The sequence below is a fragment of the Methanolinea sp. genome (assembly GCA_030055515.1).
GTDB lineage: Archaea > Halobacteriota > Methanomicrobia > Methanomicrobiales > Methanospirillaceae > Methanolinea_A.
Window position 1 is genome coordinate 64,224 of the sequence record JASFYI010000001.1, and the last position, 26,603, is coordinate 90,826.

20 protein-coding genes, 1 tRNA gene and 2 rRNA genes are annotated in these 26,603 nt (G+C 63.3%); 15 read left to right on the plus strand and 8 right to left on the minus strand.

From position 1 onward, the window contains the following. Positions 1–16 precede the first annotated feature (16 nt). Genes amrB through QFX32_00405 form a run of 8 tightly spaced genes read left to right on the plus strand, consistent with a single transcriptional unit; the run spans position 17 to position 9,259 of the window. Positions 17–808 carry an AmmeMemoRadiSam system protein B gene (amrB, locus tag QFX32_00370; protein ID MDI9632498.1) on the plus strand — a complete coding sequence of 264 codons (792 nt, stop codon included), beginning with the start codon at positions 17–19 and terminating at the stop codon, positions 806–808. A gap of 1 nt (position 809) precedes the next feature. Next, positions 810–1,679 (plus strand): mevalonate kinase, encoded by an 870-nt coding sequence (gene mvk, locus QFX32_00375; GenBank protein MDI9632499.1) that lies wholly within the window; start codon positions 810–812, stop codon positions 1,677–1,679. Continuing rightward, positions 1,672–2,457: an isopentenyl phosphate kinase gene (locus QFX32_00380; GenBank protein ID MDI9632500.1), complete on the plus strand. Its 786-nt coding sequence runs from the start codon at positions 1,672–1,674 to the stop codon at positions 2,455–2,457. The genes mvk and QFX32_00380 overlap by 8 nt, the downstream gene beginning before the upstream one ends. After that, entirely contained in the window at positions 2,438–3,547 is a 1,110-nt protein-coding gene (fni, locus tag QFX32_00385) for a type 2 isopentenyl-diphosphate Delta-isomerase (protein MDI9632501.1), read from the plus strand. Before QFX32_00380 ends, fni begins: the two co-directional genes overlap by 20 nt. Next, complete coding sequence (locus QFX32_00390) at positions 3,532–4,869, plus strand: RNase J family beta-CASP ribonuclease (GenBank protein ID MDI9632502.1); 1,338 nt, start codon at positions 3,532–3,534, stop codon at positions 4,867–4,869. The genes fni and QFX32_00390 overlap by 16 nt, the downstream gene beginning before the upstream one ends. A gap of 33 nt (positions 4,870–4,902) precedes the next feature. After that, positions 4,903–5,865 (plus strand): polyprenyl synthetase family protein, encoded by a 963-nt coding sequence (locus tag QFX32_00395; protein ID MDI9632503.1) that lies wholly within the window; start codon positions 4,903–4,905, stop codon positions 5,863–5,865. 4 nt (positions 5,866–5,869) lie between these two features. Then, positions 5,870–7,573 carry a glutamate--tRNA ligase gene (locus QFX32_00400; GenBank protein ID MDI9632504.1) on the plus strand — a complete coding sequence of 568 codons (1,704 nt, stop codon included), beginning with the start codon at positions 5,870–5,872 and terminating at the stop codon, positions 7,571–7,573. Positions 7,574–7,609: 36 nt separating this feature from the next. Beyond that, the gene (locus QFX32_00405) at positions 7,610–9,259 is read left to right on the plus strand and encodes an AarF/UbiB family protein (protein ID MDI9632505.1); all 1,650 of its coding nucleotides are present in this window, start codon (positions 7,610–7,612) and stop codon (positions 9,257–9,259) included. Positions 9,260–9,297: 38 nt separating this feature from the next. Here QFX32_00405 and purQ read toward each other — a convergent pair whose 3' ends face one another. From purQ to cofG, 4 genes are read right to left on the minus strand one after another with little or no spacing between them, the layout of a single operon-like run. Then, positions 9,298–9,993, minus strand: a complete 696-nt coding sequence (gene purQ / locus QFX32_00410) for a phosphoribosylformylglycinamidine synthase I (GenBank protein MDI9632506.1) — start codon at positions 9,991–9,993, stop codon at positions 9,298–9,300. Then, the gene (purS, locus tag QFX32_00415; protein MDI9632507.1) at positions 9,990–10,238 is read right to left on the minus strand and encodes a phosphoribosylformylglycinamidine synthase subunit PurS; all 249 of its coding nucleotides are present in this window, start codon (positions 10,236–10,238) and stop codon (positions 9,990–9,992) included. The genes purQ and purS overlap by 4 nt, the downstream gene beginning before the upstream one ends. Then, complete coding sequence (locus tag QFX32_00420; protein MDI9632508.1) at positions 10,235–10,963, minus strand: phosphoribosylaminoimidazolesuccinocarboxamide synthase; 729 nt, start codon at positions 10,961–10,963, stop codon at positions 10,235–10,237. Before QFX32_00420 ends, purS begins: the two co-directional genes overlap by 4 nt. Continuing rightward, positions 10,950–11,948 carry a 7,8-didemethyl-8-hydroxy-5-deazariboflavin synthase subunit CofG gene (gene cofG / locus QFX32_00425; protein MDI9632509.1) on the minus strand — a complete coding sequence of 333 codons (999 nt, stop codon included), beginning with the start codon at positions 11,946–11,948 and terminating at the stop codon, positions 10,950–10,952. Before cofG ends, QFX32_00420 begins: the two co-directional genes overlap by 14 nt. Before the next feature lie 146 nt (positions 11,949–12,094). On the opposite strand from cofG, the gene cofC reads away from it, so the two are divergent. Then, positions 12,095–12,751 carry a 2-phospho-L-lactate guanylyltransferase gene (gene cofC / locus QFX32_00430; protein MDI9632510.1) on the plus strand — a complete coding sequence of 219 codons (657 nt, stop codon included), beginning with the start codon at positions 12,095–12,097 and terminating at the stop codon, positions 12,749–12,751. Between the two features lie 15 nt (positions 12,752–12,766). Here the strand turns inward: cofC and cofE are convergent, their stop codons facing one another. Genes cofE through glyA form a run of 4 tightly spaced genes read right to left on the minus strand, consistent with a single transcriptional unit; the run spans position 12,767 to position 16,467 of the window. Next, on the minus strand, positions 12,767–13,594 hold the full coding sequence (cofE, locus tag QFX32_00435; protein ID MDI9632511.1) for a coenzyme F420-0:L-glutamate ligase: 828 nt from the start codon (positions 13,592–13,594) through the stop codon (positions 12,767–12,769). Beyond that, a complete protein-coding gene (folP, locus tag QFX32_00440) occupies positions 13,591–14,403 on the minus strand; it encodes a dihydropteroate synthase (protein ID MDI9632512.1) in 813 nt (270 codons plus the stop codon). The genes cofE and folP overlap by 4 nt, the downstream gene beginning before the upstream one ends. Next, positions 14,385–15,227 carry a bifunctional methylenetetrahydrofolate dehydrogenase/methenyltetrahydrofolate cyclohydrolase FolD gene (gene folD, locus QFX32_00445; protein MDI9632513.1) on the minus strand — a complete coding sequence of 281 codons (843 nt, stop codon included), beginning with the start codon at positions 15,225–15,227 and terminating at the stop codon, positions 14,385–14,387. The genes folP and folD overlap by 19 nt, the downstream gene beginning before the upstream one ends. Position 15,228: 1 nt before the next feature. After that, entirely contained in the window at positions 15,229–16,467 is a 1,239-nt protein-coding gene (gene glyA / locus QFX32_00450) for a serine hydroxymethyltransferase (GenBank protein MDI9632514.1), read from the minus strand. Positions 16,468–16,744: 277 nt separating this feature from the next. On the opposite strand from glyA, the gene QFX32_00455 reads away from it, so the two are divergent. The 6 genes from QFX32_00455 to QFX32_00480 all read left to right on the plus strand — a co-directional run bounded on the left by QFX32_00455 (position 16,745) and on the right by QFX32_00480 (position 26,590). Then, complete coding sequence (locus QFX32_00455) at positions 16,745–17,278, plus strand: hypothetical protein (protein ID MDI9632515.1); 534 nt, start codon at positions 16,745–16,747, stop codon at positions 17,276–17,278. 14 nt (positions 17,279–17,292) lie between these two features. Next, positions 17,293–20,733: a chromosome segregation protein SMC gene (gene smc, locus QFX32_00460; protein ID MDI9632516.1), complete on the plus strand. Its 3,441-nt coding sequence runs from the start codon at positions 17,293–17,295 to the stop codon at positions 20,731–20,733. Then, the gene (locus QFX32_00465) at positions 20,705–21,457 is read left to right on the plus strand and encodes a segregation/condensation protein A (GenBank protein ID MDI9632517.1); all 753 of its coding nucleotides are present in this window, start codon (positions 20,705–20,707) and stop codon (positions 21,455–21,457) included. The genes smc and QFX32_00465 overlap by 29 nt, the downstream gene beginning before the upstream one ends. 465 nt (positions 21,458–21,922) lie before the next feature. Next, positions 21,923–23,389, plus strand: a 16S ribosomal RNA gene (locus tag QFX32_00470). A 64-nt stretch (positions 23,390–23,453) separates the two neighbouring features. After that, a tRNA-Ala gene (locus QFX32_00475) sits at positions 23,454–23,526 on the plus strand. Positions 23,527–23,670: 144 nt separating this feature from the next. Then, positions 23,671–26,590: ribosomal RNA gene (locus tag QFX32_00480) — 23S ribosomal RNA — on the plus strand. Together the 16S and 23S rRNA genes with 1 tRNA gene alongside form the textbook arrangement of a ribosomal RNA operon. The last annotated feature ends 13 nt before the right edge of the window (positions 26,591–26,603 follow it).

Genomic DNA, 26,603 nt, shown 5'->3' on the forward strand with positions numbered 1-26,603 from the left:
AGGAGAGGCAGGTCCTATGAAGACCCGGAAGTGCGGGGTCGCGGGGATGTTCTACCCAAGGGACCCCTCCCACCTCGAGCAGCTCCTCGGGAAGTTCTTCGTGAACAAGGATCTGGGTCTCGACGCGATGGGGATAGTCTCGCCCCACGCGGGGTACCCGTACTCCGGCGAGGTATCCGCCGTCGCGTTCGGGGCGATACCGTCCTCGTTCACCGGGACCTTCATCGTGGTAGGCCCGAGCCACAGGGGTTTCTGCACGTGCGTCTCCCTCCTCCCGTGGGAAACGCCGCTCGGCATCGTCGACAACGACCAGAAGCTCGGCGCGGCCCTCGGGATAGAGGTGGACGAGGTCTCGCACCAGTACCAGGAGAACTCCATCGAGGTCCAGGTACCGTTCATAAAGTACAGGTTCCCCCGTGCGAGGATCGTCCCCGTCCTGATGGGTGACCAGGGCCCGGAAGCCGCGGCAGACCTCGGGGAGAGGATCGCGTCCGCGATCGCGCGGTCGGGCCGCGACGACATACGGATAGTCGCCTCGAGCGATTTCTCGCACTACGTCCCTGCTCCCGTCGCGAGGGAGAACGACCTCTACGCCATCGAGCCACTCCGCAGACTCGACGTCGGGGAGTTCTACAGGAGGCTCGCGGAGAGGCGGGTGAGCGCCTGCGGGTATGGCCCGATAGCCGCCATGTGCCTCGCCTGCAGGGAACTTGGTGCAACGGAGGGGCGGCTGCTCCGCTACGCGACGAGCGGTGATGTGACCGGTGACCCCGAAGTGGTGGGTTACGCGGCCATCGCGGTGATGTAGGGTGGCAACCTGGAGCGCGCCAGGCAAGGTCTTCCTCTTCGGTGAGCACGCCGTTGTCTACGGCAAACCCGGTGTCGCGATGGCGATACGCCCGCGGGTCTTCGTGACGGTCAGGAAGAGCAAGACCGCCCACCACGCGCGGTCACCCTACATCGACAGCTGCTTCGACGAGATGGGCGTCAAGGGGAGCGTGTACGTGAACTCCCAGCTCCCGAGCTCGTCGGGCCTCGGGTCGTCGGCCGCGGTCACGGTGGCCACGCTCGCGGCAATCAACGACGAGTTCAAGAAGAATCTCACGATGGAAGAGATCGCGGAGATGGCCTACCAGATAGAGAAGAAAGTCCAGAAGGGGAGGGCGAGCCCGACCGACACGAGCGTCTCGACATTCGGGGGCATCGTCCTCGTCATCGGGACGCAGCGGCGGCGCCTCGCACCCCAGCAGATCCCCCTCGTCGTGGGAAACACCCTCGTCTCGCACAGCACGGCAAAGATGGTCGAGAAGGTCGCAGAATTCAAGAAGAAGCACCCGGACATCTGCGACCCGGTCCTCGAGGCGATAGGCGCGGTCTCGCTGTGCGCCATCCGTAACCTTGGGAACACGCAGGAGCTCGGCAGGCTGATGGACATCAACCAGGGCCTGCTCGAGGCACTCGGGACGGGCCACCCCGCGCTCTCGAGGCTCATCCTCGCCGCGAGGGCTGCCGGCGCGTACGGCGCGAAGCTGACGGGCGCGGGGGGCGGGGGGTGCATGATCGCCGTCTGCCCAAAGCACCTCAAGAGCAGGATCGCCGGTGCGATCGAGGCGTGCGACGCGAAGGCATTCGCGACCACCCTGGACACGGAAGGAGCGAGGAAGGAGAAGGATGCCTGATCGGGTCCTCCTCAAGCTGGGAGGCAGCGTCCTCACGAAGAAGGACAGGGAGGGTGTCGCGGACAGGCAGTGCATCGCGCGCATCGCCCGCGAGATCTCGAGGCACACGCGCCGGAGGATCTGCATCGTGCACGGCGCGGGGTCGTTTGGGCACCCTGAGGCGCACAGGTACGGCCTTGCCCAGCCGGAGAAGGGCCGCGACGTTGCCGAGGGCGTCGCCCGGACGCACGGGGCGGTCTGCGCCCTCAACGCGATCCTCGTCGGGGCACTGAACGAGGCGGGGACCAATGCGGTCGGCATCCACCCCCTCGGCTCGGCCGTCGCCCGGAACGGCCGGCTCGTGGCACTCGAGGTCCGGCCCGTGCGTGCCCTCATGGAGATGGGCGTGGTCCCGGTGGTGCACGGCGACGTCGTGGTGGACGAGGCGGCGGGAGTCTCCATCGTGTCGGGGGACCAGATCGTGAGGGTCCTCGCCGAGGAGATCCCGTTCTCCCGCGTCGGGCTTGCGACCGACGTCCCCGGCGTCCTCGATGCGAGCGGGAACGTCATCGCCGAGATCGGGCCGTCAGACAGCCCCGGAATCGCGGCCGGGGGGTCGCTCCACACCGACGTGACGGGCGGGATGAGGGGAAAGCTGAAGGAAATGCTCGCACTCGCGGAAAAGGGGATAGGATCCGAGATATTCCACGTCTCGAGGCTCGGCGATTTCATGGAAGGCCGGCCCCACGGGGGGACGAGGATCAGGGGAAGTACGACGGATGGACAAGCGAACGGATAAGATCCGCCTCACGTCGGGCAGGAAGCTCGACCACCTCCGCATCTGCGCCGACGAGGATATCGAGAGGGGTTTTCCGGGGTTCTCCGACGTCAGGCTCGTCCACTCGGCCCTCCCCGAGTGCGACCTCTCGCGCGTGGACCTCTCCGCGCGGTTCCTCGGGAGGAAATTCTCGTCCCCCCTCTTCATCGCGGCGATGACGGGCGGTCACCCCGAGACGACGGCGGTGAACGTCAGGCTCGCCCGCGCAGCCGAGAAGTTCGGCATCGGGATGTGCGTCGGCTCCCAGAGGGCGGCACTCGAGGATCCCGCGCTCGAGGAGAGTTTCAGGGTCGTGAGGGACGAGGCGCCGGGGGCGTTCCTAGTGGCGAACCTCGGGATAGTACAGCTCCGCGAACACGGCCCGGAGTGGGCCGAGAGGGCAGTAGAGATGATCGACGCGGACGCGATCGCGATCCACCTCAACTTCCTGCAGGAGGCGATCCAGCCGGAGGGCGACCACGATGCGACGGGGTGCCTCGAGGCGCTATCCACCCTCTGCAGGGAGAGCCGCGTCCCCGTGATCGTCAAGGAGACGGGGAGCGGTATATCTGCCGAGACCGCCCGGGCCTGCTGGGGAGCGGGCGTCAGCGCGATCGACATAGGCGGCTGGGGGGGCACCTCGTGGGCAGCGATCGAGGCCCTCCGGGCAGGAAAGTCAAGGGGCGATAGGGAATCGGGCCTTGCTGCCCTGGGCACGCTCTTCCAGGAATGGGGAATCCCGACGACGGTCAGCCTCATCGAGGTGGTGCGCACCGGGAGCCCAGTCATCGCGACGGGAGGAATCAGGACAGGGCTCGATATGGCAAAGGCCCTCGCCCTCGGCGCGGACCTCTGCGGCCTCGCGCTCCCGCTGCTCCGCCCTGCCATGGAGAGCGAGGAGGCACTCTTCTCCCGCATCGAGAGCCTCCACAGGGAACTGCGGACAGCGATGTTCCTCTGCGGGGCCCAGAGGACGAGCGAGATGAGACGGACCCGGGTGTATATCACGGGATTGACCCGGGAGATGGTTGGACAGATGGAAGGAGGAATAGAGAAATGGATATCGAAGTGATCGCGGTCGGCGGCTACGACGAGGTAGGGAGGAATATGACCGCCGTCCGTTGCGGAAAGGAGATCGTGATATTTGACATGGGTTTGCGGCTGGATCAGGTGATGATCCACGAGGAGGCCGAGGTGGAGAACATGCACTCCCTCGACCTCATCCAGATGGGTGCCATCCCCGACGATACCCTCATGAACTCGGTGGACGGGACCGTCAAGGCAATTGTCTGTTCCCACGGGCACCTCGACCACATCGGCGCCATCCCGAAGCTCGCGCACAGGTACAACGCCCCCATCATCGGCACGCCCTATACCATCGAGCTCGTGAGGCAGCAGATCGCGGGGGAGCAGAAGTTCGGGGTCAATAACAAGCTCTTCGCCCTCAAGACCGGCCAGAAGTACACCCTCTCCCAGAACCTCGCGCTCGAGTTCGTGCGGATGCAGCACAGCATCATCGACACGGCGACCGCGATCCTCCACACGCCGAAGGGGGCGATCGTCTACGCGTGCGACTACAAGCTCGACAGGACCCCCGTCATAGGAGAACCCCCCGACTTCGCGAGGCTCCGGCAGATCGGGAAAGAGGGGGTCCTCGGGCTGATTGTGGAGTGCACGTACATCGACAACAGGGGGAGGGCCCCGAGCGAGAGGATCGCGAGGGACATCGTGCGCGACACCATCACGAGCTACGAGGACGACAAGTCGGCGATCATCGTCTCGACGTTCTCCTCTCACATCGCGAGGGTCAAGACGATCGCCGAGTGCGCCCACGAGATCGGGAGGAAACCCGTCCTGCTCGGGCGGTCCATGGAGAAGTACGCGTCGACCGCCGAGCAGATGAAGCTCGTCGCGTTCCCCCAGACGATGAGCATGTTCGGGAACAGGCGCACGGTCGACAGGACGCTCCGGCGGATGATGAAGGCGGGGAAGGACAAGTTCCTCCCGATCATCACGGGGCACCAGGGCGAGCCGGGATCGATCCTCACGAGGATAGCCCTCGGGGACACCCCGTACAAGATCGAGAAGGGTGACAAGGTCATATTCAGCGCGAAGGTCATCCCAAACCCGATGAACATCGGCCAGAGGTACATGGTGGAGGCGCGGCTCACCCTCTCGGGGGCGCGCATCTTCCCCGACCTCCACGTGAGCGGCCACGCGTACAGGGAAGACCACTACGAGTTCATCCACATGCTGAACCCCCAGCACGTGATCCCTGCCCACGGGAACATCCGCATGTCATCCGGGTACGCAGAGTTTTCCGAGTCGCTGGGGTATACCCTGCACAACGACGTGCACATCCTCTCGAACGGGCAGCGCGTGAAACTGAACTAGGAAACAAGAGGGAATGGAAAAAGGGAGGAGGAGATGGAATTAAAAGAGTATCTGGAACAGACGGCAAAACAGGTGGACGCGCTCATCAACCGGTACTTCGGGTCGCCGTGCGACGAGCTCGGGAGGGCGAGCGCGCACCTGCTGCTCGCGGGGGGAAAGAGGCTGCGGCCTGCTCTCCTCCTCCTCGCGGCAGATGCCGTCAACAAGGGGAGCTCATCGGACGTGATGCCCGCGGCCCTCGCGCTCGAGCTCACGCACAGCTTCACCCTCATCCACGATGACATCATGGACGGCGACACGCAGCGGCGCGGAGTCCCGACCGTCCACACGATGTGGGACGAGCCGACCGCGATCCTCGCGGGGGACGTCCTCTTCGCGACGGCGTTCGAGTTCATCTGCCTCGCGGACGTCCCCGACAACGCGAAGGTCCGCGCGACGTCGCTCCTTGCCCGTACATGCGTCGAGATATGCGAGGGGCAGCACATGGACATGTCCTTCGAGAAGCGGGACGACGTCACCGAGGGCGACTACTTCAGGATGGTCGAGAAGAAGACGGGGGCACTCTACGCGGCTGCCGCGGGGATAGGGAGCATCCTCGCGCAGGGCAACCCCGCCTACACCGAGGCCCTCTACTACTTCGGGAGGGGACTTGGGGTCGCATTCCAGATCCAGGACGACCTCATCGATCTCCTCGCCCCGCCGGGCGTGAGCGGCAAGGACCAGGGCTCGGACATCAGGGAGGGGAAAAAGACGCTCATCACCCTCAAGGCACGCGAGAAGGGCCTCGACCTCTCGCAGTACCGCGGGTCCCTTACGCCGGGAGAGATCGGGGAACTCGTCGCGAGGCTGGAGGAACTCGGCGTGATCTCGGAAGTCCGGAAGACCGCCGAAGACCTCGTGCGGACGGGCATCAGGAGGATCGCGGTCCTCCCCGAGAGCCCGGAAAAGGAACTCCTCGTGCAGCTGGGCGAGTACTTCGTCAGCCGGAGCCACTGAGAGGATGGAAGGACGAGGCGGAAGCGACCCTTTGAGGGAGGCACTCTTCCTCTTTGCCCTCCAGAACGCGGTCAGGTACAAGAGTCTCCCGCGGCCGGGGGCAGTCATCGGGATGGTCATGGGGAAGTACCCGGAATTCCGCGGGAGGGCAAAGGATGCCTCGGCCCTCGTGGAGGAGGTCATCGCCGAGGTATCCTCGCTTTCCCCCGCGCAGCGGGAGGAGACCCTCCGGGAGCTCGCCCCCGATCTCGCGGAAGGGCTGTCGCGCCCGCGGGAGCACTCCCGTGGTCTCCCCCCGCTCGAGGGGGCGGAGAAAGGTGTCGTGATGAGGTTTGCCCCGAACCCGAGCGGCCCCCTCCACCTCGGCCACGCGCGCGCGGCCATCCTCAACGACGCGTACGTCCGCCAGTACGGCGGGAAGTACATCCTCCGGATAGAGGACACGGACCCAAAGAGAATCGATCCCGCCGCCTACGCGATGGTACGGGAGGACGCCGAGTGGCTCGGACTCGCGATAAGTGACATCGTCTACCAGAGCGACCGCCTCGAGATCTACTATGCGCATGCCCGGAGACTGATAGAAATAGGGGGGGCGTACGTCTGCACCTGCGAGCCGGCCCGGTTCAAGGAGCTGAAGATGGCGGGAAGACCGTGCCCGTGCAGGGACCTCTCCCCCGAGGAGCACCTCGAGGCATTCGAAATGATGCTCTCCGGCGAGTTCGGGGAGGGCGAGGCGACCGTCAGGGTGAAGACCGATCTTGCCCACCCGGACCCCGCGATGAGGGATTTTCCGGCGATAAGGATACTCAAGAGCCCGCCGCACCCGCGGAAGGACGCGTTCGTGTACCCCCTCATGAACTTCTCCGTGGCGGTGGACGATCACCTCCTCGGGATCACGCACGTGATCCGGGGCAAGGACCACATCGCGAACACGCGGAGGCAGAGGTACATCTTCGAGTACTTCGGGTGGGAACAACCCGTGTACCGCCACTACGGGAGGATGGGGATCGAGGGCGTGGTGCTCTCCACGTCGCAGATGAGGGAGGGGATCGCGGCCGGTGCGTACAGCGGGTGGGACGACATCCGGCTCGGGACGCTCCGCGCGATCGCGCGGCGGGGAATCACCCCCGAGGCGGTGCGGCAGGCGATCATCGAGATAGGGATCGGCGAGACGGACATCTCGTTCTCGTGGGAGAACCTGTACGCGCACAACAGGGACGTGGTCGACCCGGTCGCGAACCGGTACTTCTTCGTCCCCGACCCGCTCGAGGTTACGGTAGAGGGTGCACCGCGCCAGACTGCACGTGCCCTCCTCCACCCCACCCACCCCGAGAGGGGGTCAAGGGAACTCCGTTTCGAGGGAACGGCGCTGGTCCCGCGCCGCGAGCTTCCCGAGGGGGGCGGGATGGTGAGGTTGAAGGACCTCTTCAACGTGGAGGTGATCGGGGAGCCGGGTGGACCGCGGTTCTCCTACGCGGGGGACTCCCTCGCCGACGCCCGCAGGAAAAAGGCACCGATCATCCAGTGGCTCCCCCCTGCCGATGCGATCCACTGCACGCTGGTCACGCCGCAGGGACCGGTTGAAGGCGCGTGTGAGAGGCGTGTTTCGGCTGAAGTGGGCAGGGTCGTCCAGTTCGAGCGCGTCTGCTTCGCGCGGGTCGACGCGGCGGGGAAAGAGGGGATAGTCGCGTACTTCGCGCACAGGTAGCTACCGGGGGACGGGTTTCCAAGGGGATCCGGAAAGATGGTCACGAAATTCAGGCGCTACTGGCAGATCGCGGACATCCTCTTCAAGTACGGGTTCGGCATCATCGTCCAGCGGATGTTCCCCGGCGTGCACAGGTTCCGGTTCTGCAGGTCCTGCCCGGTCGAGTCGGCGGCGACGGAGTACGAGCGCATGCGGATGGCACTCGAGGAGCTCGGGCCGACCTACATCAAGTTCGGGCAGATCATGAGCACCCGGCAGGACATCCTCCCCCTCCCCCTCGTCCGGGAGCTGAAGAAGCTCCAGGACCAGACGAGTCCCCTGCCGTTCTCGGAGATAAAGGAGGTCATCAGGGCGGAACTGCCGGACTACGAGGACCACTTCGCGTGGATCGAGGAGACCCCTCTCGCGTCCGCTTCGATCGCGCAGGTCCACCGCGCGCGTCTCCGGGACGGGACGCCCGTCGTCCTGAAGGTCCAGAGACCGGGAATCGAGGCGCTCATCGAGACCGACATCCTCATCCTCGAGTCGTTCGCCCGGAGGGCGGAGCGCGCCTTCCCTGAGTGGAAGGTCTACAATCCCCGCGGGCTCGTCAAGGACTTCGCGAACCAGATACGCAAGGAGCTCGATTTCATAAGGGACGGGACGAACGCGGACACGCTCAGGCACAACATGCGCGGCCTTCGGGGGGTGAAGGTCCCGAAGATCTACTGGGACTACACGCGGCGGAGGCTCCTCGTGATGGAGTACGTCGAGGGCGTGAGGATCGACAACCTCGGCGCGATAAGGGAGTTTGGCCTCAATCCAAAGAGGCTCGCGCAGAACGGGTTCGTCGCCTACATGACCCAGATATTCGAGGACGGGTTCTTCCACGGCGATCCCCACCCCGGCAACCTGCTCGTGACGCGCGACGGGGAGATCGTCTTCCTCGACTTCGGGATCGTGGGGATCATCCGGCCGGAGAGGCGATTCTGGTTCATCCAGCTCATCAACGGCATGGTCGAGAAGGACGCCGGCCTGATGGTGAAGGCACTCGAGGGGCTCTCGGTGAAGATCCCCGAACAGTCGAGGGAGGGCCTCCGCGACGAGATCTACAGCGCGATCGTGGAGGCAGAGGGAACGTCGATAGGCCAGTTCAACTTCTCGAGCATGACGAACGCATTCACGACGATCCTCCGGGATTACCGTATCGTCGTCCCGCAGAACCTCATGCTCATGCTCAAGGTGATCGTGATGGTCCTCGACGTGGGGGTCACGCTCGACCCGGACTTCCGCTTCAGGGAGGAGGCAGAGAAGTTCATGAGCCGGTTCAGCAAGCGGGAGTCCCTCATCGCCCAGATCGCGGAGAGGGCGAGGGGTTCGACCCTCGAGACGCTGGACGGGCTCCTCGACATGCCGAGGAACGTGAACCAGATGCTGCGGCAGCTCTCGACCGGCACGGTCAGGATCGACATCGTGGATACTGACATCCGGAGGCTCCAGCTCTCGCTCGACAGGACGAGCAACAAGATCCTGATCGGCCTGATCGTCTCGGGGATGGTCATCGGGTCGTCTTTCATCATCAGGGAATCGGGTGTCAGGCTCCCCGAGGCCGTCTCCTACATCGCGATACTCTCGTATGTCGTCGCGATCGCGATCGGTTTCTACGCGATATACCGCGTCCTCCTGCCCGGGGGCGAAGAGGAATAAAAATCGGGACTCTTTTTTTTAGAGGATCTCCCGCGGGCTCAGCAGTTCTCCACGATGTACTCTGCCATCGAGAGGAACACGCGCTTGCCGCCCGTCGACCCGAGGATCTCCTCGGATGCCCTCTCGGGGTGGGGCATCATCGCGAGGACGTTCCCCCTCTCCGAGAGGACACCCGTGATGTTCCCGTGGGACCCGTTGGGATTGCTCCCCGCGGTGACGTTGCCGTGCGCGTCGCAGAAGCGGAACGCGACCCTCTCCTCGAGATCCCCGCTGCCCATGGACGCGGGGGGGATGTACCTCCCCTCCCTGTGGGCGATGGGAATCTCCACGACCTCGCCCTGACCGTAGAGGCGGGTGAAAGGGGTGTCGTTCCTCTCCACGCGGAGGAACGCGGGCCTGCAGATGAACCGCGGGTACGCGTTCACGGTGAAGACGCCGGGAACGAGCCCGCTCTCGGCGAGGATCTGCGCACCGTTGCATATCCCGAGGACGAGGCCGTCACCCCTCGCGATGCGCCGCACGTCGTCCATCACGCGGGTCCTCGCCGCGATCGCCCCCGCGCGCAGGTAGTCCCCGTACGAGAAACCGCCGGGCAGGACGACCGCGTCGTAGGCACGGGAGAGACCTTCCTTGTACCACACGAGGTCGGTATCGATCCCGCACACCTCGGAGAGGACCCTCGCGACGTCGCGGTCGCAGTTGCTCCCCCCGAACTGGACCACCGCGAACCTCATCGCAGGACCTCGACCTCGTACTGGTGGATGACGGGGTTCGCAAGGAGCCTCTCGCACATCGCGGTGGCCCGGGACCTTGCCTCCTCCGCGCTCCCCGCGTCGAGGCGGACCGTGAACTGGCGCGAGGTCTTCAGGTCGAGGGTGGGAAACCCGAGGTCTGCGAGGGCGCGCCTGATGGTCGAAGCCTCGGGGTCGAGGATGCCCTCCTTGAGGGATATCGTGATCCTGACGGTGTACGCGGTCATGCCCTTGCCCGCCCCTTCCCCGCGCAGATCTTCTCCGCGACGCGGGAGTATACCGCTCCCACGTCGCCCTTCGAGAACCGGTACACGTCCTTGTCGAGCGACTCGCCCGTCGAGAGTTCCCAGAGGCGCATCGAGTCCATGCTTATCTCGTCGCCGAGGAGTATCCTCCCGTCCCGCGACCTCCCGAACTCGAGCTTGAAGTCCACGAGGACGATGCCGAGCGAGGCGAAGAAGTCCTTGAGGACGGAGTTCACGCGGAGGGCAGTCTCCTTGACCGCGGCGAGTTCCTCGCGGGAGAGCAGGCCGAGGGCGACGACGAGGTCATCGTTGAGCATCGGGTCGTGGCGCGCATCGTCCTTGTAGTCGATCACGATGACGGGTGGATCGAGCACGGTCCCCTCCTTGATGGGGTACTGGCGGGCCATCGACCCCGCCGCGATGTTCCGCACGATCACCTCTATCGGGATCATCTCGAGGGCCTTCACGCGCATGTGGGTCTCGTCCGGCATGTCGATGAAGTGCGTCGGGATCCCGTTCTCCTCGAGCAGCCTGAAGAGGTACGCCGAGACCTGTGCATTCAGCCTGCCCTTCGAGGGGATGACGTCTTTCTTCCCGCCGTCAAACGCGGTGATGTCGTCGCGGAACTCGACGAGGAGGACGCCATCCTCGTCCGTCCTGTAGAGTGACTTTGCCTTGCCCTTGTAGAGAAATTCACCCTTCTGCACAGGCCTTGCTCCTGTCCTGAATTACTTTGTGGAGCCGGGTAATAAGGGGTTTGAGTCTCTCCGGGTACCACCCCTTCTCGATGAACCGGGGGTAGATGCAGAGCCTCTCGACGAGGCAGTACCCCTCGAGCTGGCGCCGGAGCTCGTCGAGCCGCGGCCAGCTGTGCTCGGGGTTCACGTAGTCGATGGTGAGCGGGGAGATCCCGCCGAGGTCGTCGGCACCGCAGGGCACGAGAACACGCACGTCGGCGAGGTTCGGCGGGACCTGCACTGCGACCTCGCGGGGGAGGATCTCGCGTGCCATCCTGATGGTCTCGCACATCTCCTGGGTGCTGACAGGCCGGTGGCGCGCCATCGGGGTCCCCTCCTTCGGGCAGAAGTTCTGGACGATGACCTCCTGTATGTGGCCGTAGCGCCTGTGGATGTCCCGGATGGTGGTGAGGGATTCCTCCCTGTCGCGCACGCTCTCCCCTATCCCGAGGAGGATCCCCGTCGTGAAGGGAATCCTGAGCTTCCCCGCGTTCTCGATCACCTCGATGCGGACGGCGGGGTCTTTCCCGGGGGAGTTCTCGTGGGCCGGGACCCGCGCGGTCGTCTCGAGCATGAGCCCCATGCTCGCGTTCACCCCGGAGAGCCACTCCATCTCCTCCAAGGTCAGGATGCCCGCGTTCGTGTGGGGGAGGAGCCCGAAGTCGATCGCCCTCTCGGCCATCTCGTAGCAGTACCCGAGGATGTCGCTGTACCCGAGGCGCGAGAGGTGCGCGCGGAACCCCGGCTCGAGCCCGGGCCGCTCGCCGAAGGTGAAGAGGGCCTCGGTACAGCCGAGGCGCGATCCCTCCCGCAGCGTCGCGGTGACCTCGCCGGGGGGCATCACGCACCCCTCGCGGACGGGGGTCCGGAACGAGCAGTACCCGCACCTGTTGTGGCATACGGTCGTGAGGGGGAGGAATACGTTCCGCGAGAACGTGATGACGCGGGACTGCATGGTAACCCGCCTGTACATGCGTTCCGAGAGGTCATTAAGCGTCGCAATCTCCTGCACGGCCGGCGCGCGGCCGCCGTGGGAACCGGGGTGCCGCGCCGGACCACCGGGTATTTGGGTTGCGGGACCAAAACGAAAGAGTGACAGACATGGGAGTCCAGGCCCTCATCCCCTTCAAGCCGGAGAACCCGAAGACCCGCCTCTCCTGCGTCCTCTCCCCGCCGGAGAGGGAACAGTTCGCGCGTGCGATGCTCTCCGACGTGGTCGGCGCGGTCCTCGGCGCGGGGTGCAGCCCCCGCGTCATCTCCACGGCACCGTTCGGGTTCGCTGGGTGCCCCGTCGAGGTCATCCCCTCGGGGCTGAACGAGGCGCTCAACGGCGTCCTGTCCGGGATGGACGGCCCCGTCCTCGTCATCATGGCCGACCTCCCGCTCGCGGACGCCCCGGCGGTGAGGAGGCTCCTTGAGACCGGAATGGACGTGGCGATCGTCCCCGGGAGAGGGGGCGGGACGAACGCAATCTACCTGTCCCGCGGCAGTTCGTTCCGCGTCGACTACTACGGCGCGAGTTTCCTCAAGCACGTCCGCATCGCCCGGGAGAGGGGGCTCTCCTGCGAGGTCGTGGACTCGTTCCGGCTCCACACGGACGTCGACGAGGAAGAGGACCTCGTCGAGCTCCTGATCCACGGGGAAGGGTCGAGCAGGCAGTTCCTCGTCGAACGCGGCTTCGAGCTCGCGATCGACAGGGGGCGGGTCGGGATAAAGAGGGTGCAGGCGGGAGGGCGAGAGCACCCCGAGTCCCCGTGACGCGGGGGAGGGGGATCACCCGGATTCGCCACTTTCTTTCCGCGTGGCAGTCTCCCGCGGACCGGGTGGGCCGGTCTCCCTTCGCCCGAGGATGCCCATGAAGAGGCAATCGGACGCGGGGATGGACTCCATCCCGCACGATTGGGTGATGGTCAGGCTGAGCCCCCTCACGATCGCCGCGGGCATAGACTCGTCCGCCTCCCCCATCACGACCTCTGCCGCGGAGGCGAGGTTGTCCGCGAGGGCCTGCCTCGTGACGTGGAGTCTCCTGCCGTAGAGGTCCTTGCGCCCGCGCGCGTCGATCACGCCGGGGATCCCCGCGCACCCTATCGCGACACCGCTGCACCCCACGCGCATGGGGTGCGTCCTGCTGTCGGCGATGATGACACCGACACGCGCACCCGTGCGCCTCCCGATCTCCTCCTTGATCCGGAGGGCACTCCCGTGGGGATCCCTCGGGAGGGGCGTCACGCACCCCGGCGGGGCATTCGACTCGTCGATCCCCGCGTTCGGGAGGAGGGTCCCGTGCTTCATGCAGAGGAGGAAACCGGGAATCCCGCCCACTATCTCGTCGCTCTCCTCCCGTATGCACTGGACGAGCCGGGGATCGATGGAGTATTCCTCCCCGAGGCGGACGGACTCCTCGTCCGGGACGATCTCCCGAAGCGCGATGACATTCCCCTCTGCCGTGGAGACGGCGGTCTCCGCCACCACGAGGACGTCCCCGTCGCGGAACCCCCCGGCACCGGACCGTGACGCCGCCTCGACGAGGATGCTGGCGAGGTCCGATCCCGGGGTGATCAGAGGGGTCCGGAGCCCAAACACGGTGTACGAGGATGTCATGCGGACTGCCTGATCCTCTCGGCGACGCGGACGGCATCGCGGGTCGCGGCGACGTCGTGTGTCCTCACGATGTCGGCACCCCGCTCGACGAGGAGGGCAGCCATCGCGAGGGAAGAGGCGAGCCTCCCCTCCGGGGGGCGGTCCCCCACCTGCCCAAGGAAAGTCTTTCGCGAGACCGCGGCGAGGAGGGGGCGCTCGTACGCGGTGAATTCACCGAACCGCCGGCAGATCTCCCAGTCGAGGTCGGGCGTCCTCCCCGGCGTCCAGAGGCCCACCCCCGGGTCGAGGATGAATTCCGTAACACCGGCGGCATCGGCCCGCGTCTCCACCACCGAGACTGCGCGGTGGACCTCTTCCAGCGTCACCGGGTCGCCAGGGGCCCGCACCGATGCCATGAGGACGGCGGGAAGGCCTGCTTCCGCGACGCGCGACGCGTAGGCAGGGTCGAGGAAGCCGGAGATGTCGTTCACGAGCGCGATGTCAAAACCGAGGCAGACCTCGAGGACCTCCCTGTCCGTCGTGTCGACAGAGACGCGGATGCCCGACCCGTCGAGGGACGAGAGCGCCTCCCTCATCCGCGAGATCTCCTCGCGCGGGTCGAGGGGCGGTGCGCGGGGAGCGGTGCTCCGGGCCCCGATGTCGACGATGTCTGCGCCCTCCTCGACGAGATGGCATGCCCGCGAGTGGACCGCGGCCGGCGGGGTGTAGGACCCCTGGAAGAAGGACTCGGGACTGCAGTTGATGACCCCCATGATCCTGACCGGCGCGCCCCCGCCGACAGGGAGCCCCCTCACCGTGCACCTTTGCATGACTGGATCCGCGCCGCGAGGAACGTGTTCTCCATGAGGGTCGCGATCGTCATCGGGCCGACGCCGCCCGGGACCGGCGTGATGGCGCCTGCCACGTCCTTTACCCTCTCGAAGTCGACGTCCCCGCAGAGAATCCCGTCGACCCTGTGGGTCCCGACGTCCACGACGGTCGCACCCTCCCTGACCATCTTCGGGCCTACGAACCGCGGTTTCCCGACGGCGACGACGAGGATGTCTGCCTCGCGGGTCACGGAGGGGAGGTTGCGCGTCCTGCTGTGGCAGATGGTGACGGTCGCGTGGGCATTGAGGAGGAGCGCGGCCATGGGGCGGCCGACCTCGATGCTCCGGCCGAGCACGACCGCGCGGGTCCCCTCCGTCTCGACGCCGTAGTGCGCGAGAAGTGACATGATCCCCGCCGGCGTGCAGGGGGCAAAGACAGGCGACCCCTGGAACAGGCAGCCCATGTTGTAGGGGTGGAACCCGTCGACGTCCTTGCGCGGGTCGACGGATTCGACGACCTGCGACGTGTCGACGTGCGGGGGGAGGGGGAGCTGGACGAGGATTCCGTTGACGCCCGGGTCCTTGTTGAGCCGGTCGATCGCGTCCACTACATCCCTCGTGGATGCTTCGGCCGGGAGTTCGACCCCCACCGACCGGATACCGACGGTCCCGCACGCCCTGTGCTTCATGCGGACGTACATCTGGGACGCGGGGTCCGTCCCCACGATCACCGTCGCGAGCGACGGGGAGAGGCCGGAGCGCTCTATCTCCTCCTTCAGGATCGCGAGGCGCTCCTCGGAGAGTCTCTTTCCGTCAAGTATCATGTCACTCGGGGTACAGCGGGAACCGGGAGGCCATCGCCCGTACCTCCTCCCCTATTTCCCTGATTTTGTTCTCGTCGCGGATGTCCCTGAGGATTGTCCCGATCCACTCGCCGATCTGGCGCATCTCCTCCTCCTTCATTCCCCTGCTCGTCACCGCGGGAGTCCCGACCCGCAGGCCGCTCGTGATGAACGGGCTCCTCTGCTCGTTGGGGATCGTGTTCTTGTTCACCGTGATGTGGGCACGCCCCAGCGCCTGCTCTGCCTCGAGCCCCGTGATGCCGAGGTCCGTCAGGTCGATGAGCATCAGGTGGTTGTCCGTGCCCCCCGAGACGAGGCGGAGTCCCTGTTCCATGAGCGATTCCGCGAGCACCTTCGCGTTCTTCACAATCTGCCTGTTGTATTCCTTGAAGGAGGGACGGAGCGCCTCCTTGAAACAGACGGCCTTCGCCGCGATGGTGTGCATGAGGGGCCCCCCCTGCATCCCCGGGAACACGGCCCTGTCGATGAGCGCCGCGTTCTCCGCGCCGCACATGATCGCGCCACCCCGGGGCCCGCGGAGCGTCTTGTGGGTCGTGGTCGTCGTGAAGTCGGTCACCCCTACGGACGTGGGGTGGAACCCCGTTGCCACGAGCCCCGCGATGTGGGCGATGTCGGCCATGCAGTACGCGTCCACGCCCTCCGCGATCTCCTGGAACGCGCGGAAATCGATCGTCCTAGGATAGGCGCTCGCGCCGCACACGATGACCGAGGGGCGCTCCCTCCGGGCGATCTCCTCGACGACGCCGTAATCGATGGTCTCGGTCACGGGGTCGACGCCGTACTGGGCAACCCTGTAGAACTGGCCTGTGAAGCTGACAGGCGACCCGTGGGAGAGGTGCCCTCCTTGCGAGAGCTTCATGGAGAGCATGAGGTCTCCCGGCTTCATGGTGGCGAAGTATACCGCCATGTTCGCCTGCGTTCCGGAGTGGGGCTGGACATTCGCGTGCTCGGCTCCGAAGAGCTGTTTCAGTCTCTCCCTCGCGAGATTCTCGGCCACGTCGTGGAACTCGCACCCGCCGTAGTACCTCTTCCCGGGGTACCCCTCGGCGTACTTGTTCGTCATGATCGAGCCCATGGCCTCGAGGACGGCCCTGCTCACCACGTTCTCCGACGCGATCAGCTCGAGGCCGTTCTTCTGCCTCTCCATCTCGTTTGCGATGACAGCCGCGATCTCCGGATCGGTTCTGGCCAGGTAAGACATGTACAGGATGGTTGGCCCCGATCAGAAATACGTTTTCTCTTCCCGACGGACCGGAAAAATCCGCCGGAAGGAGTATTGCCGGGCATTTGGGGGGATCCAGCGGTCCTGCGCGGCAGGACCGCACGGGTCGCCTCTCCGGCGAGACGAGTATCGGGGGGAATTCCCCAAAATCGCCGGGAAAATGCACCCAACGGGCAGCATAATTATTATACGTGAACAATTCATGATTAACAATGAGGACTACTCTCCGAAAGACCGTTTCCCGTCTCGCAGGAGGTTGACAGGAGAGGACGAGCCCGAGGAGAAGGACATGGAAATAATCAAGGACAGGGATCTGGGACAGTCACCCCTCGACGAGAGGGTCGCTGCCCTCGAGAGGAAGGCGAGGGAGATAGAGGCCCTCGTGAAGGGACTCACCGAGGAGCTCCTCGACCTCAAGTCGGTCGTCATGAAGCTCTCGAAGGCGAGCGAGGAGAGGGCAAGGGCCGAGATGAAGCTCACCCGGCCCGTGCAGGGGGGCCAGGGCCAGCCGCAGGCACCCATCATCGTCCCGCAGAAGAACAGGCCGCAGGTATCGATCCAGAAACCGGTGCAGGTGCAGGCCCAGCAGGCCGCGCAGCCGGAGACCGAGAAGACAGAGATGATCATGCAGCTTGACGGCCAGCTCCGGCCGGAGAAGAGGAAGAACAGCGATTACATCATCGCGTCGGCAGGATTCTCGAAGAAGAAGCAGAACATGCCGGGATCAGGGAAGAAGAACGATCTCATCGTCGCCGAGGAAGAAGAGTGTGAACGACCTGAGAAGAAATAACGGGGCACTGTTCCTTGCACATCACCGAACTCGAGATCGATAATTTCAAGTCATTCACAAAAAAGACCAAAATTCCTTTTTACGAGGGCTTCTCCGTCATATCGGGGCCGAACGGGTCTGGCAAGAGCAACATCATCGACGCGATCCTCTTCGCCCTCGCCCTCTCGAGCTCCCGGTCGCTCCGCGCGGAAAAGCTGACCGACCTCATCAACCTCAATTCCGGGAAGAACAGTGCGGAAGTGACGCTCACGTTCTCCGACGGCACGAAGATCCGGCGTCGCATCAAGCGGAGCCCGACGGGGTACTACAGCTACACCTACCTGAACAACCGCCTGTGCAAGCAGTCCGAGGTGAACGACCTCCTCGCGAAGCACGGCATCAAGCCCCACGGGTACAACGTGGTGATGCAGGGCGACATCACGCGGATCATCGAGATGAGCGACTTCGAGCGGCGGAAGATTATCGACGAGATCGCAGGTGTCGCGGAGTTCGACCAGAAGAAGGCCCAGGCCCTCTCGGAGCTCGAGATCGTGAGGGAACGCATAGAAAGGGAAGAACTCGTCCTCCGCGAGCTCGCGACGAGGCTCGAGGAACTGGGGAGGGAGAGGGAGCAGGCCCTCCTCTACCGGAAGTGGCAGGAGACCCTCGAGAGACTCGAGGGGATGCGGGCCGCGGCCACTCTCCACGCGAGGGAGCGTGACCTTGCCGCCCTCTCGCGCGCGATCGAGGACGAAAGGATCGCACTCGAGAGAGTCATTTCGGACCGGAGCCTCGAGGAGAACGAGATCGCGTACCTGAAAAGGGACCTCGAGGAGATAGATTCCCAGATCAACCAGAAGAGCGGCGCGGAGTACCTGAAGCTCATCGCGGACCTCGAGGAGGCAAAGGCAACCATCCGCCTCGCGGAACAGGCGATCGCGAGGGCGAAGAGGGAGAAAGAGGCGAGCCTCGAGGCCCTCTCGCGGACGTTCATGGACCAAAAAAGGGCCGAGGCGCGGATCGCGGAGTGCACCCAGGCAATCAGGGAGATGACGGTCGACCGGACCAACCTCGCGATGGAGGTCGCGACGCTCGGTGCCCAGATCGAGAAGATAGAGGAGGAGATAAGGTCCCAGAGCCGCGATGCCGAGGGAGCGCGCGACGAGCTCTTCTCCCTCATGCAGTCCGTCGAGGCAAAGAAGGGGGAGCGTTCGACCCTCCTCCACCAGAAGGACATGCTCCTTGAGCGGAGCAGGATGAGGACGGGCGAGAGGGAACGGCTCGAGGAGCGTCGTTCTGCCCTCGCCGCGGAATCGGCGCGAGTGGAGGAGGAGGCGAGGAAGTACCTCCGGGAGAAGGAGGAGAGGGAGAGGGAGAAGGCAGCCCTCGAGAGGGACCTCGCGGACAGGGAGAGCACGGTCTTTGCGAAGCGGTCGACCCTCGAGCGCCTGCGCGAGGAATACCGGGAGCTCGAGAGGGAGGTCGTCAGGCTGGAAGCCCTCCAGCAGGCGAAGGGCGAGGCGTGGGGAAAGGCACTCGAGACGGTGCTCAAAATGGAGGGGGTGCACGGGACGATCGCGCAGCTTGGACGGGCACCGCCCGAGTACGCGACCGCACTCAACGTCGCAGCCGGCCAGAAACTCCACTACGTCGTGGTGCAGGACGACGCGGTGGCCGCGAGGGCCATCGAGGTCCTCAAGGCACAGAACCTCGGGAGGGTGACGTTCCTCCCCCTCTCGAAGCTGAATCCCCCCCACCTCGCGCCGGTGAAGGAGCCAGGCGTGATCGGGTACGCGGTGGACATGCTCGAGTACCCCCCGGAGTTCGCACCGGCGTTCCGCGTCGTCTTCGGGGGCACCGTGATCGTGGAATCGCTCGCGCGGGCAAGGAAGCTCATCGGGAAGTTTCGCATGGTGACCCCGGAAGGCGAGCTCTTCGAGAAGAGCGGCGCGATCACGGGCGGGTCGTTCAGGAAACCCCTGAAGGGTTTCGGCGCGGCAGTCGACGACGAGGTCGCGAGGCTGCGGTCCCGCATGGAGGCCCTCTCCGGGGAGATACAGGGATTCGCGGCGGAAGTCGCTGCCGGCACGCGGGAGATCGAGCAGCTGAGGACGAGGAGGATAGAGCTCGACGCGGAGGTGTCGAGGCTCGCCGCACTCGCAGGCGATGCCGCGCGGAGGAACGAGGCGCTCGGGAGGGAAAGGGCACAGGTAGAGGAGGCCCTCTCTGCCCTCGAGGGGGAGATGAGGTCGGGGACCGCGGAACTCGCGGCAGTGGAGGCCGCCCTCGACGGGATCACCGAGGCAATCGCCCAGCTCCAGAGGAAGATCGAGCAGGTCAAGAAGAGGCTCGAGGATACCACGATCCCTGCTCTCTCCGACCAGCTCGAGAAGAAGAAGAGGGAGAGGGACGACGCGGAGAGGCGCCTGCGGAACAAGGAGTCCGACATCAACGAGCTCGCGAGGGAACGCCAGCACTTCTCCTCGCGGCTGGGCGAATTGAAAGGAGAAGCCGAGAAGATACAGGCGAGGATAGGAGAGCTCGACAGGGAAGTGGAGACATCCGAGAGGCAGATCGAGGAGGGGAAGGCCCGGATCGCGGGAATCGAGGAGAGGCAGAAGCAGTTCTCGAGCGAACTAGAGGAGCTGCGCGACCAGCGGGACCGGGTCTCCGCGGCCATCAAGGAATCGGGGGAGAAACTCCTCGCGCTCGATGCGGCAGCCGAGCGCCACAGGGTCCAGCTCGAGGCACTCAACGAGCGGTTCTCGTCCCTCTCGAGGGAGGTAGAGGAACTGCGCAAGTCGGCCGGGGACCGGGAGTGCGACATGACCCTCGAGGAGATCGAGGACGGGATCGCCCGCGCGGGCCTCGAGATACGGAAGCTCGGCGCGGTCAACATGCGCGCCATCGAGGAGTACGACCGCGTGCAGGCGAGGATATCGGAGAGGACCGAGAAGAAGGAGGTGCTCTCGAGGGAGAGGGCAACGCTCCTCGAACGGATAGAACGGTTCGAGAAGATGAAGTACGACTCCTTCATGACGGCATTCCGCGCGATCGATGCCAACTTCCGCGAGATATTCGCGCGGCTCACGAGCGGGAACGGGCACCTCGTCCTCGAAAACGAGGAAGACCCGTTCAGCGGCGGACTCTCCTTTGCCGTCCAGCCCAAGGACAAGCCGGTCCATCTCCTCTCCGCCCTCTCCGGCGGCGAGAAGTCACTCATCACCCTTGCGTTCATCTTCGCCATCCAGAAGTACATCCCCGCGCCTTTCTACGCGTTCGACGAGGTGGACATGTCCCTCGACGGGTCGAACATCGAGAGGATCGCCGAGATGATACGGGAACTCTCGCGGACCTCGCAGTTCATCATCGTCTCCCTGCGCAAACCCATGATCGAGGGTGCGGACCGCATCATCGGTGTCACGCTCCTCCCGGACAAGAGCAGCTATGTTACAGGCATCAAGGCCCGTGCCTGAGGAACCGGTCGAGATCCTCGTCCAGATGGCGGAGAGGGGGGAGATCGACCCCTGGAACATCGACATCGTCCAGGTGACGGACAGGTTCCTCGAGGAACTCGAGCGCCGCAAGGAGCTCGACCTGCGCATCTCGGGCAGAACGCTCTTCTACGCGGCACTCCTCCTGCGCATGAAGTCCGAGTACCTCGCTGCGGCGGGACACGACGGCGAGGAAGAGTGCGGGGACGAGGAATTTGGGGAAGGGGTAATCTTCGATATCGGAGGCGTCTGTGAGACCGGCGGGGAGGGTCTAGGGCCCATAGAACTCCTCGAGAGGGAGATAAAGCGGAGGCTGGACAGGAAGTACCTCAGGAAACCACCAACGACGCTCTTTGAGCTCATCCTCGAGCTCCGGGCAGCCGAGAGGGAGCAGAGGCGACGACAGCGGTACATGCAGGGGTTCGACGCTGCCCTCATCGTGGTCGAGGACATCGTGGACATCGCCCACGACGAGGGGTACCGCGATGCCGCGCAAGCCATCCTCTGCCAGTGCGGGGAGAAGATCGCGTCGGAGGGGATCGTGACACTCCGGGAGATAGCCTCCATGATGGGAAAGGACGTGGTGGACGTGTACATCCCCCTCCTCTACCTCATGTTCGAGGAGAAGATCCTCATCTGGCAGGAGGAATTCTTCGGGGAGGTCTTCGTGGGGGCGCCGGAGGGCCCTGGCGGTCCCTTCGCCTGACATACGGGACGGGACTGCTCCCCGTGCACTCCGGCCCGGGGTGCCTCCCCTGTCCCGCGGTAATGGATGATGGAAAAAATTTATGATGGATCGAGTATCACATGTTATCCCTCACGTGTCAGTGACGAACGGGAAGGCGGGGACGTTCCCGTTCCGAGCGGTGTGACCCGGGAACCACGCGTCTGCGGGTGAGGGCAGACACGAAACACGGGCGTGGACGCCCCGGGAATGGGTGGGAGTTCATCGTGATCCAACCGGGTTCCGGTTGGCGCGCCGGGATCGCATCCCGGTGAAAAAAATTAAATAGAAAAAACACCCATATTGTTACCCTCTGCGATGGAGAACCAAGTACGGCAGCTGCGGTGCTGACCATTGGTTCTGACGTTGGTACCGGCAATGCGGAAATCTGTGTGGTAACCGCCAGATTCCCGATGCGAGCGACATTAGTGTGCACAATCACCGAGAATTCTGGTTGATCCTGCCAGAGGCCACTGCTATCGGGGTTCGACTAAGCCATGCGAGTCGAGAGGTGCAAGACCTCGGCGCACTGCTCAGTAACACGTGGATAACCTACCCTCAGGAGGGGGATAACCCCGGGAAACTGGGGATAATACCCCATAGTCCAGGGACGCTGGAATGCCCCCTGGTCGAAAGGTCCGCCGCCTGAGGATGGGTCTGCGGCCGATTAGGTAGTTGTTGGGGTAACGGCCCAACAAGCCTTTGATCGGTACGGGTTGTGAGAGCAAGAGCCCGGAGATGGATTCTGAGACACAAATCCAGGCCCTACGGGGCGCAGCAGGCGCGAAAACTTTACAATGCGAGAAATCGTGATAAGGGAACCCCGAGTGCCCGTAAAGTCGGGCTGTTCACCAGCGTAAAAAACTGGTGGAGAAAGGGCCGGGCAAGACCGGTGCCAGCCGCCGCGGTAATACCGGCGGCTCGAGTGGTGGCCACTATTACTGGGCTTAAAGCGTCCGTAGCTGGATTGTTAAGTCTCTTGGGAAATCCGCCGGCTTAACCGGCGGGCGTTCAGGAGATACTGGCAATCTAGGGACCGGGAGAGGTGAGAGGTACTCCAGGGGTAGGAGTGAAATCCTGTAATCCTTGGGGGACCACCTGTGGCGAAGGCGTCTCACTAGAACGGCTCCGACAGTGAGGGACGAAAGCTGGGGGAGCAAACCGGATTAGATACCCGGGTAGTCCCAGCTGTAAACGATGCGCGTTAGGTGTATCGGTGACCACGAGTCATCGAGGTGCCGAAGGGAAACCGTGAAACGTGCCGCCTGGGAAGTACGGTCGCAAGGCTGAAACTTAAAGGAATTGGCGGGGGAGCACCACAACGGGTGGAGCCTGCGGTTTAATTGGACTCAACGCCGGGAAGCTCACCGGATAAGACAGCTGGATGATAGCCGGGCTGAAGACTCTGCTTGACTAGCTGAGAGGAGGTGCATGGCCGTCGTCAGTTCGTACTGTGAAGCATCCTGTTAAGTCAGGCAACGAGCGAGACCCACGCCAACAGTTGCCAGCGTATCCTCCGGGATGACGGGGACACTGTTGGGACCGCCTCTGCTAAAGAGGAGGAAGGAATGGGCAACGGTAGGTCAGCATGCCCCGAATTATCCGGGCTACACGCGGGCTACAATGGTCAGGACAATGGGTATCGACACCGAGAGGTGAAGGCAATCTCATAAACCTGATCGTAGTTCGGATTGTGGGCTGCAACTCGCCCACATGAAGCTGGAATCCGTAGTAATCGCGTTTCAAAATAGCGCGGTGAATATGTCCCTGCTCCTTGCACACACCGCCCGTCAAACCACCCGAGTGGGGTCTTGATGAGGCTGCGGTCGTCGCCGCGGTCGAATCTAGGTTCCGCAAGGGGGGTTAAGTCGTAACAAGGTAGCCGTAGGGGAATCTGCGGCTGGATCACCTCCTAACGATTATTCGGGGAGGCGGTTGCCAGACAGACTGCACAATTGCCGGTGCCGACAAGGACAGAGGGCTCATAGCTCAGCTGGAAGAGCGCGGCGTTTGCAACGCCGAGGCCATGGGTTCGAATCCCATTGAGTCCACTGCCGTGAAGGAAAGCCCTCGCAGGGCGCCTTCGCGGGGAAGATGCACCTGGAGATGCGAGTCACCAGGGAAGGGCTGAAGGTCATGCTGACCTGAAGAGGCCGTGTACAGGTTTGCACCAAGGACGTTACATGGGTTTGACGGGGCACCGGAAAGTAAGCCTGTCAGTGGATGGCTCGGTTCGAGTGCCGAAGAAGGGCGTGCCAAGCTGCGATAAGCTCCGGGGAGACGCAGGGAGTCTTTGATCCGGAGATACCCTAATGGGACCTCCCCACACTTCGGTGTGAGTCCGTTGAGGACGGGGAACGCCCCGAATTGAAACATCTTAGTAGGGGCAGGAGGAGAAATCAACCGAGATGTCGTGAGTAGAGGCGATCGAAAACGACAGAGTTCAAACCGAATCCCGCAAGGGAGATGTGGTGTTGCAAGCCCACCGTCCGGCACCTCGACGCGAAGCGGAAGTCATCTGGAACGATGCACCATAGGGGGTGACAGTCCCGTACGCGTATGCCGAGAGGGCCTGGTGGTGTCTTGAGTACCGTGGGTTGGGATTCTCGCGGGAATCCGGGGGTCACCGACCTCCAAAACTAAATACACCTCGAAACCGATAGCGAAGTAGTAGCGTGAGCGAAAGCTGAAAAGTAACCCTGGAAAGGTGGTGAAAAGCGCCTGAAATTGACAGGTGACGGTGGGTTGCGGCGCGAAAGGATCTTCCACGCGAAGGAACCCGTCGCGAGGCGGTAGTACGGGCGTGGTTGCCGGTGTCGCAACGTACGTTTTGAAGAACGGGCCAGAGAGTTTATCCTATTGGCAAGGTTAACCGAAGAGGGAAGCCGCAGGGAAACCAACAGGTCCGTAGCGAAAGCATGGGACGGCGTATTAAAAGTGCGCGGAGTCAATAGGATAAGACCCGAAGCCTAGTGATCTATGCGTGGGCAGGTTGAAGCGCGTCGAAAGGCGCGTGGAGGACCGCAAGCGGTGTTGATATGCAAATCACTCGCGTGACCTGCGTATAGGAGTGAAAGATTCATCGAACTGGGCATCAGCTGGTTCCTCTCGAAACATGCCGCAGCATGACCTGGCCGGAGATCGATGGTGAGGTAGAGCACCGATTGGGGGAGCTGGGGGAGAAATCCCTCACCCTCCTGTCGAACTCCAAACTCCCCATCATCCTAGATGGCCGGCAGTCCGGGCTACGGGGTAAGCTTGTAGTCCGTAAGGGAGACAACCCAGACCGTGGTTAATGTCCCTCAATGTAGGCTAAGTGTAAACACTGAAAGTGGTCCTAGGTCAAAGACAACTGGGAGGTGAGCTCAGAAGCAGCTATCCTTTAAAAAGTGCGTAACAGCTTACCAGTCAAGATCTAGGGCGCTGAAAATGGACGGGGCTCAAGCCTACTACAGAGACCACGGAGCACCGCGAGGTGATCTCGTAGAGAGGCGTTCTGCATGGGCAGAAGCTGGGGCGTAAGGTCCAGTGGACCGTGCAGAATTGAGAATTCTGGCAGTAGTAGAAGCATAGTTGGGTGAAAATCCCAACCGCCGCAGGGGCTAGGTTTCCTCGGCAATGTTCGTCAGCCGAGGGTTAGTCGGTCCTAAGGTGCACCGTAACTCGAGTGCATCGAAAGGGAAACAGGTTAATATTCCTGTACCGTCCGTCTGAAGCGATAAGCCCTGACGCTTCGGGATATGTCAGGCGGGACCGTCGTCCCGTCCAAGCATCAGAAACCTGTGGAGTACCGTAATGGTGAGAAGCGGGTGAATGTGTGATGGGGTAACCTGACAAATTCCTGGAGCCCGTGAAAAGGGAGACGGCGTCCGTACCGAGAACCGACACAGGTGCCCCTCGCTGAAGAGGCGAAGGCGTGTCGGAGCGAATTGTGTTAAGGGAACTCGGCAAATTGGCCCCGTAACTTCGGGAGAAGGGGTGCCTGCCTGGAGATCAGGCAGGTCGCAGTGACCAGGGAGCTCTAACTGTCTAATAACAACATAGGTGACTGCAACTCGGAAACGACTAGTATAGTCACTGATTCCTGCCCAGTGCGAGTATCTGAATACCGGGTTCAACCGGACGAAGGACTCGTAAACGGCGGGGGTAACTATGACCCTCTTAAGGTAGCGTAGTACCTTGTCGCTTAATTGGCGACTTGCATGAATGGACTAATGAGAGCTCTACTGTCCCTAACACAAGCCCGTTGAACCTTTTGTCCTAGTGCAGAGACTAGGGACTCCTATTGGGAAGTGAAGACCCCGTGGAGCTTTACTGCAGCCTGTCGCTGAACTACGGTATTACATGCGCAGTGTAGATGGGAGGCGTTTGATCCGTTCCTTTCGGGGGACGGGGAGCCGACAATGAGACACCATCCTTGTTTTACTGTAGTTCTCACTCTCACGAGGACAACGATAGGTGGGCAGTTTGGGTGGGGCGCCACACCCTCGAAAGTGTATCAAGGGTGCCCAAAGGTCAACTCATGTGAGTCAGAAACTCACAGAAGAGTGTCAAGAGCAAAAGTTGGCCTGACGCGATTGCGCAAAGCAAGCAATCGCGAGAGGAAACTCAGGTCTAGCGAACCAATATGCCCTGTTGGTGAGGGCTATTGACGACAGAAAAGCTACCCCGGGGATAACAGAGTCGTCGCCGGCAAGAGCACATATCGACCCGGCGGCTTGCTACCTCGATGTCGGTTCTTTCCATCCTGGCTGTGCAGCAGCAGCCAAGGGTGAGGTTGTTCGCCTATTAAAGGGGATCGTGAGCTGGGTTTAGACCGTCGTGAGACAGGTCGGTTACTATCTAATAGGAGTGCGCGGAGTCTGAGGGTAAGAATGGAATAGTACGAGAGGAACTTCCATTCGGCGCCTCTAGTGTATCGGTTGTCCGACAGGGCATCGCCGAGCAGCCACGCGCCAAGGGATAAAAGCTGAAAGCATCTAAGCTTGAAACCCCACCCGAAAAGAGACTCCGTTGAGGACACGGGTACAAGACCCGCTTGATAGGCCTGGGATGTACGCACGAAGGCAACGACGTGTTCAGTCCGCAGGTACTAACGTCCAAATCCCGGTGCTCGTACTCGTCAGAC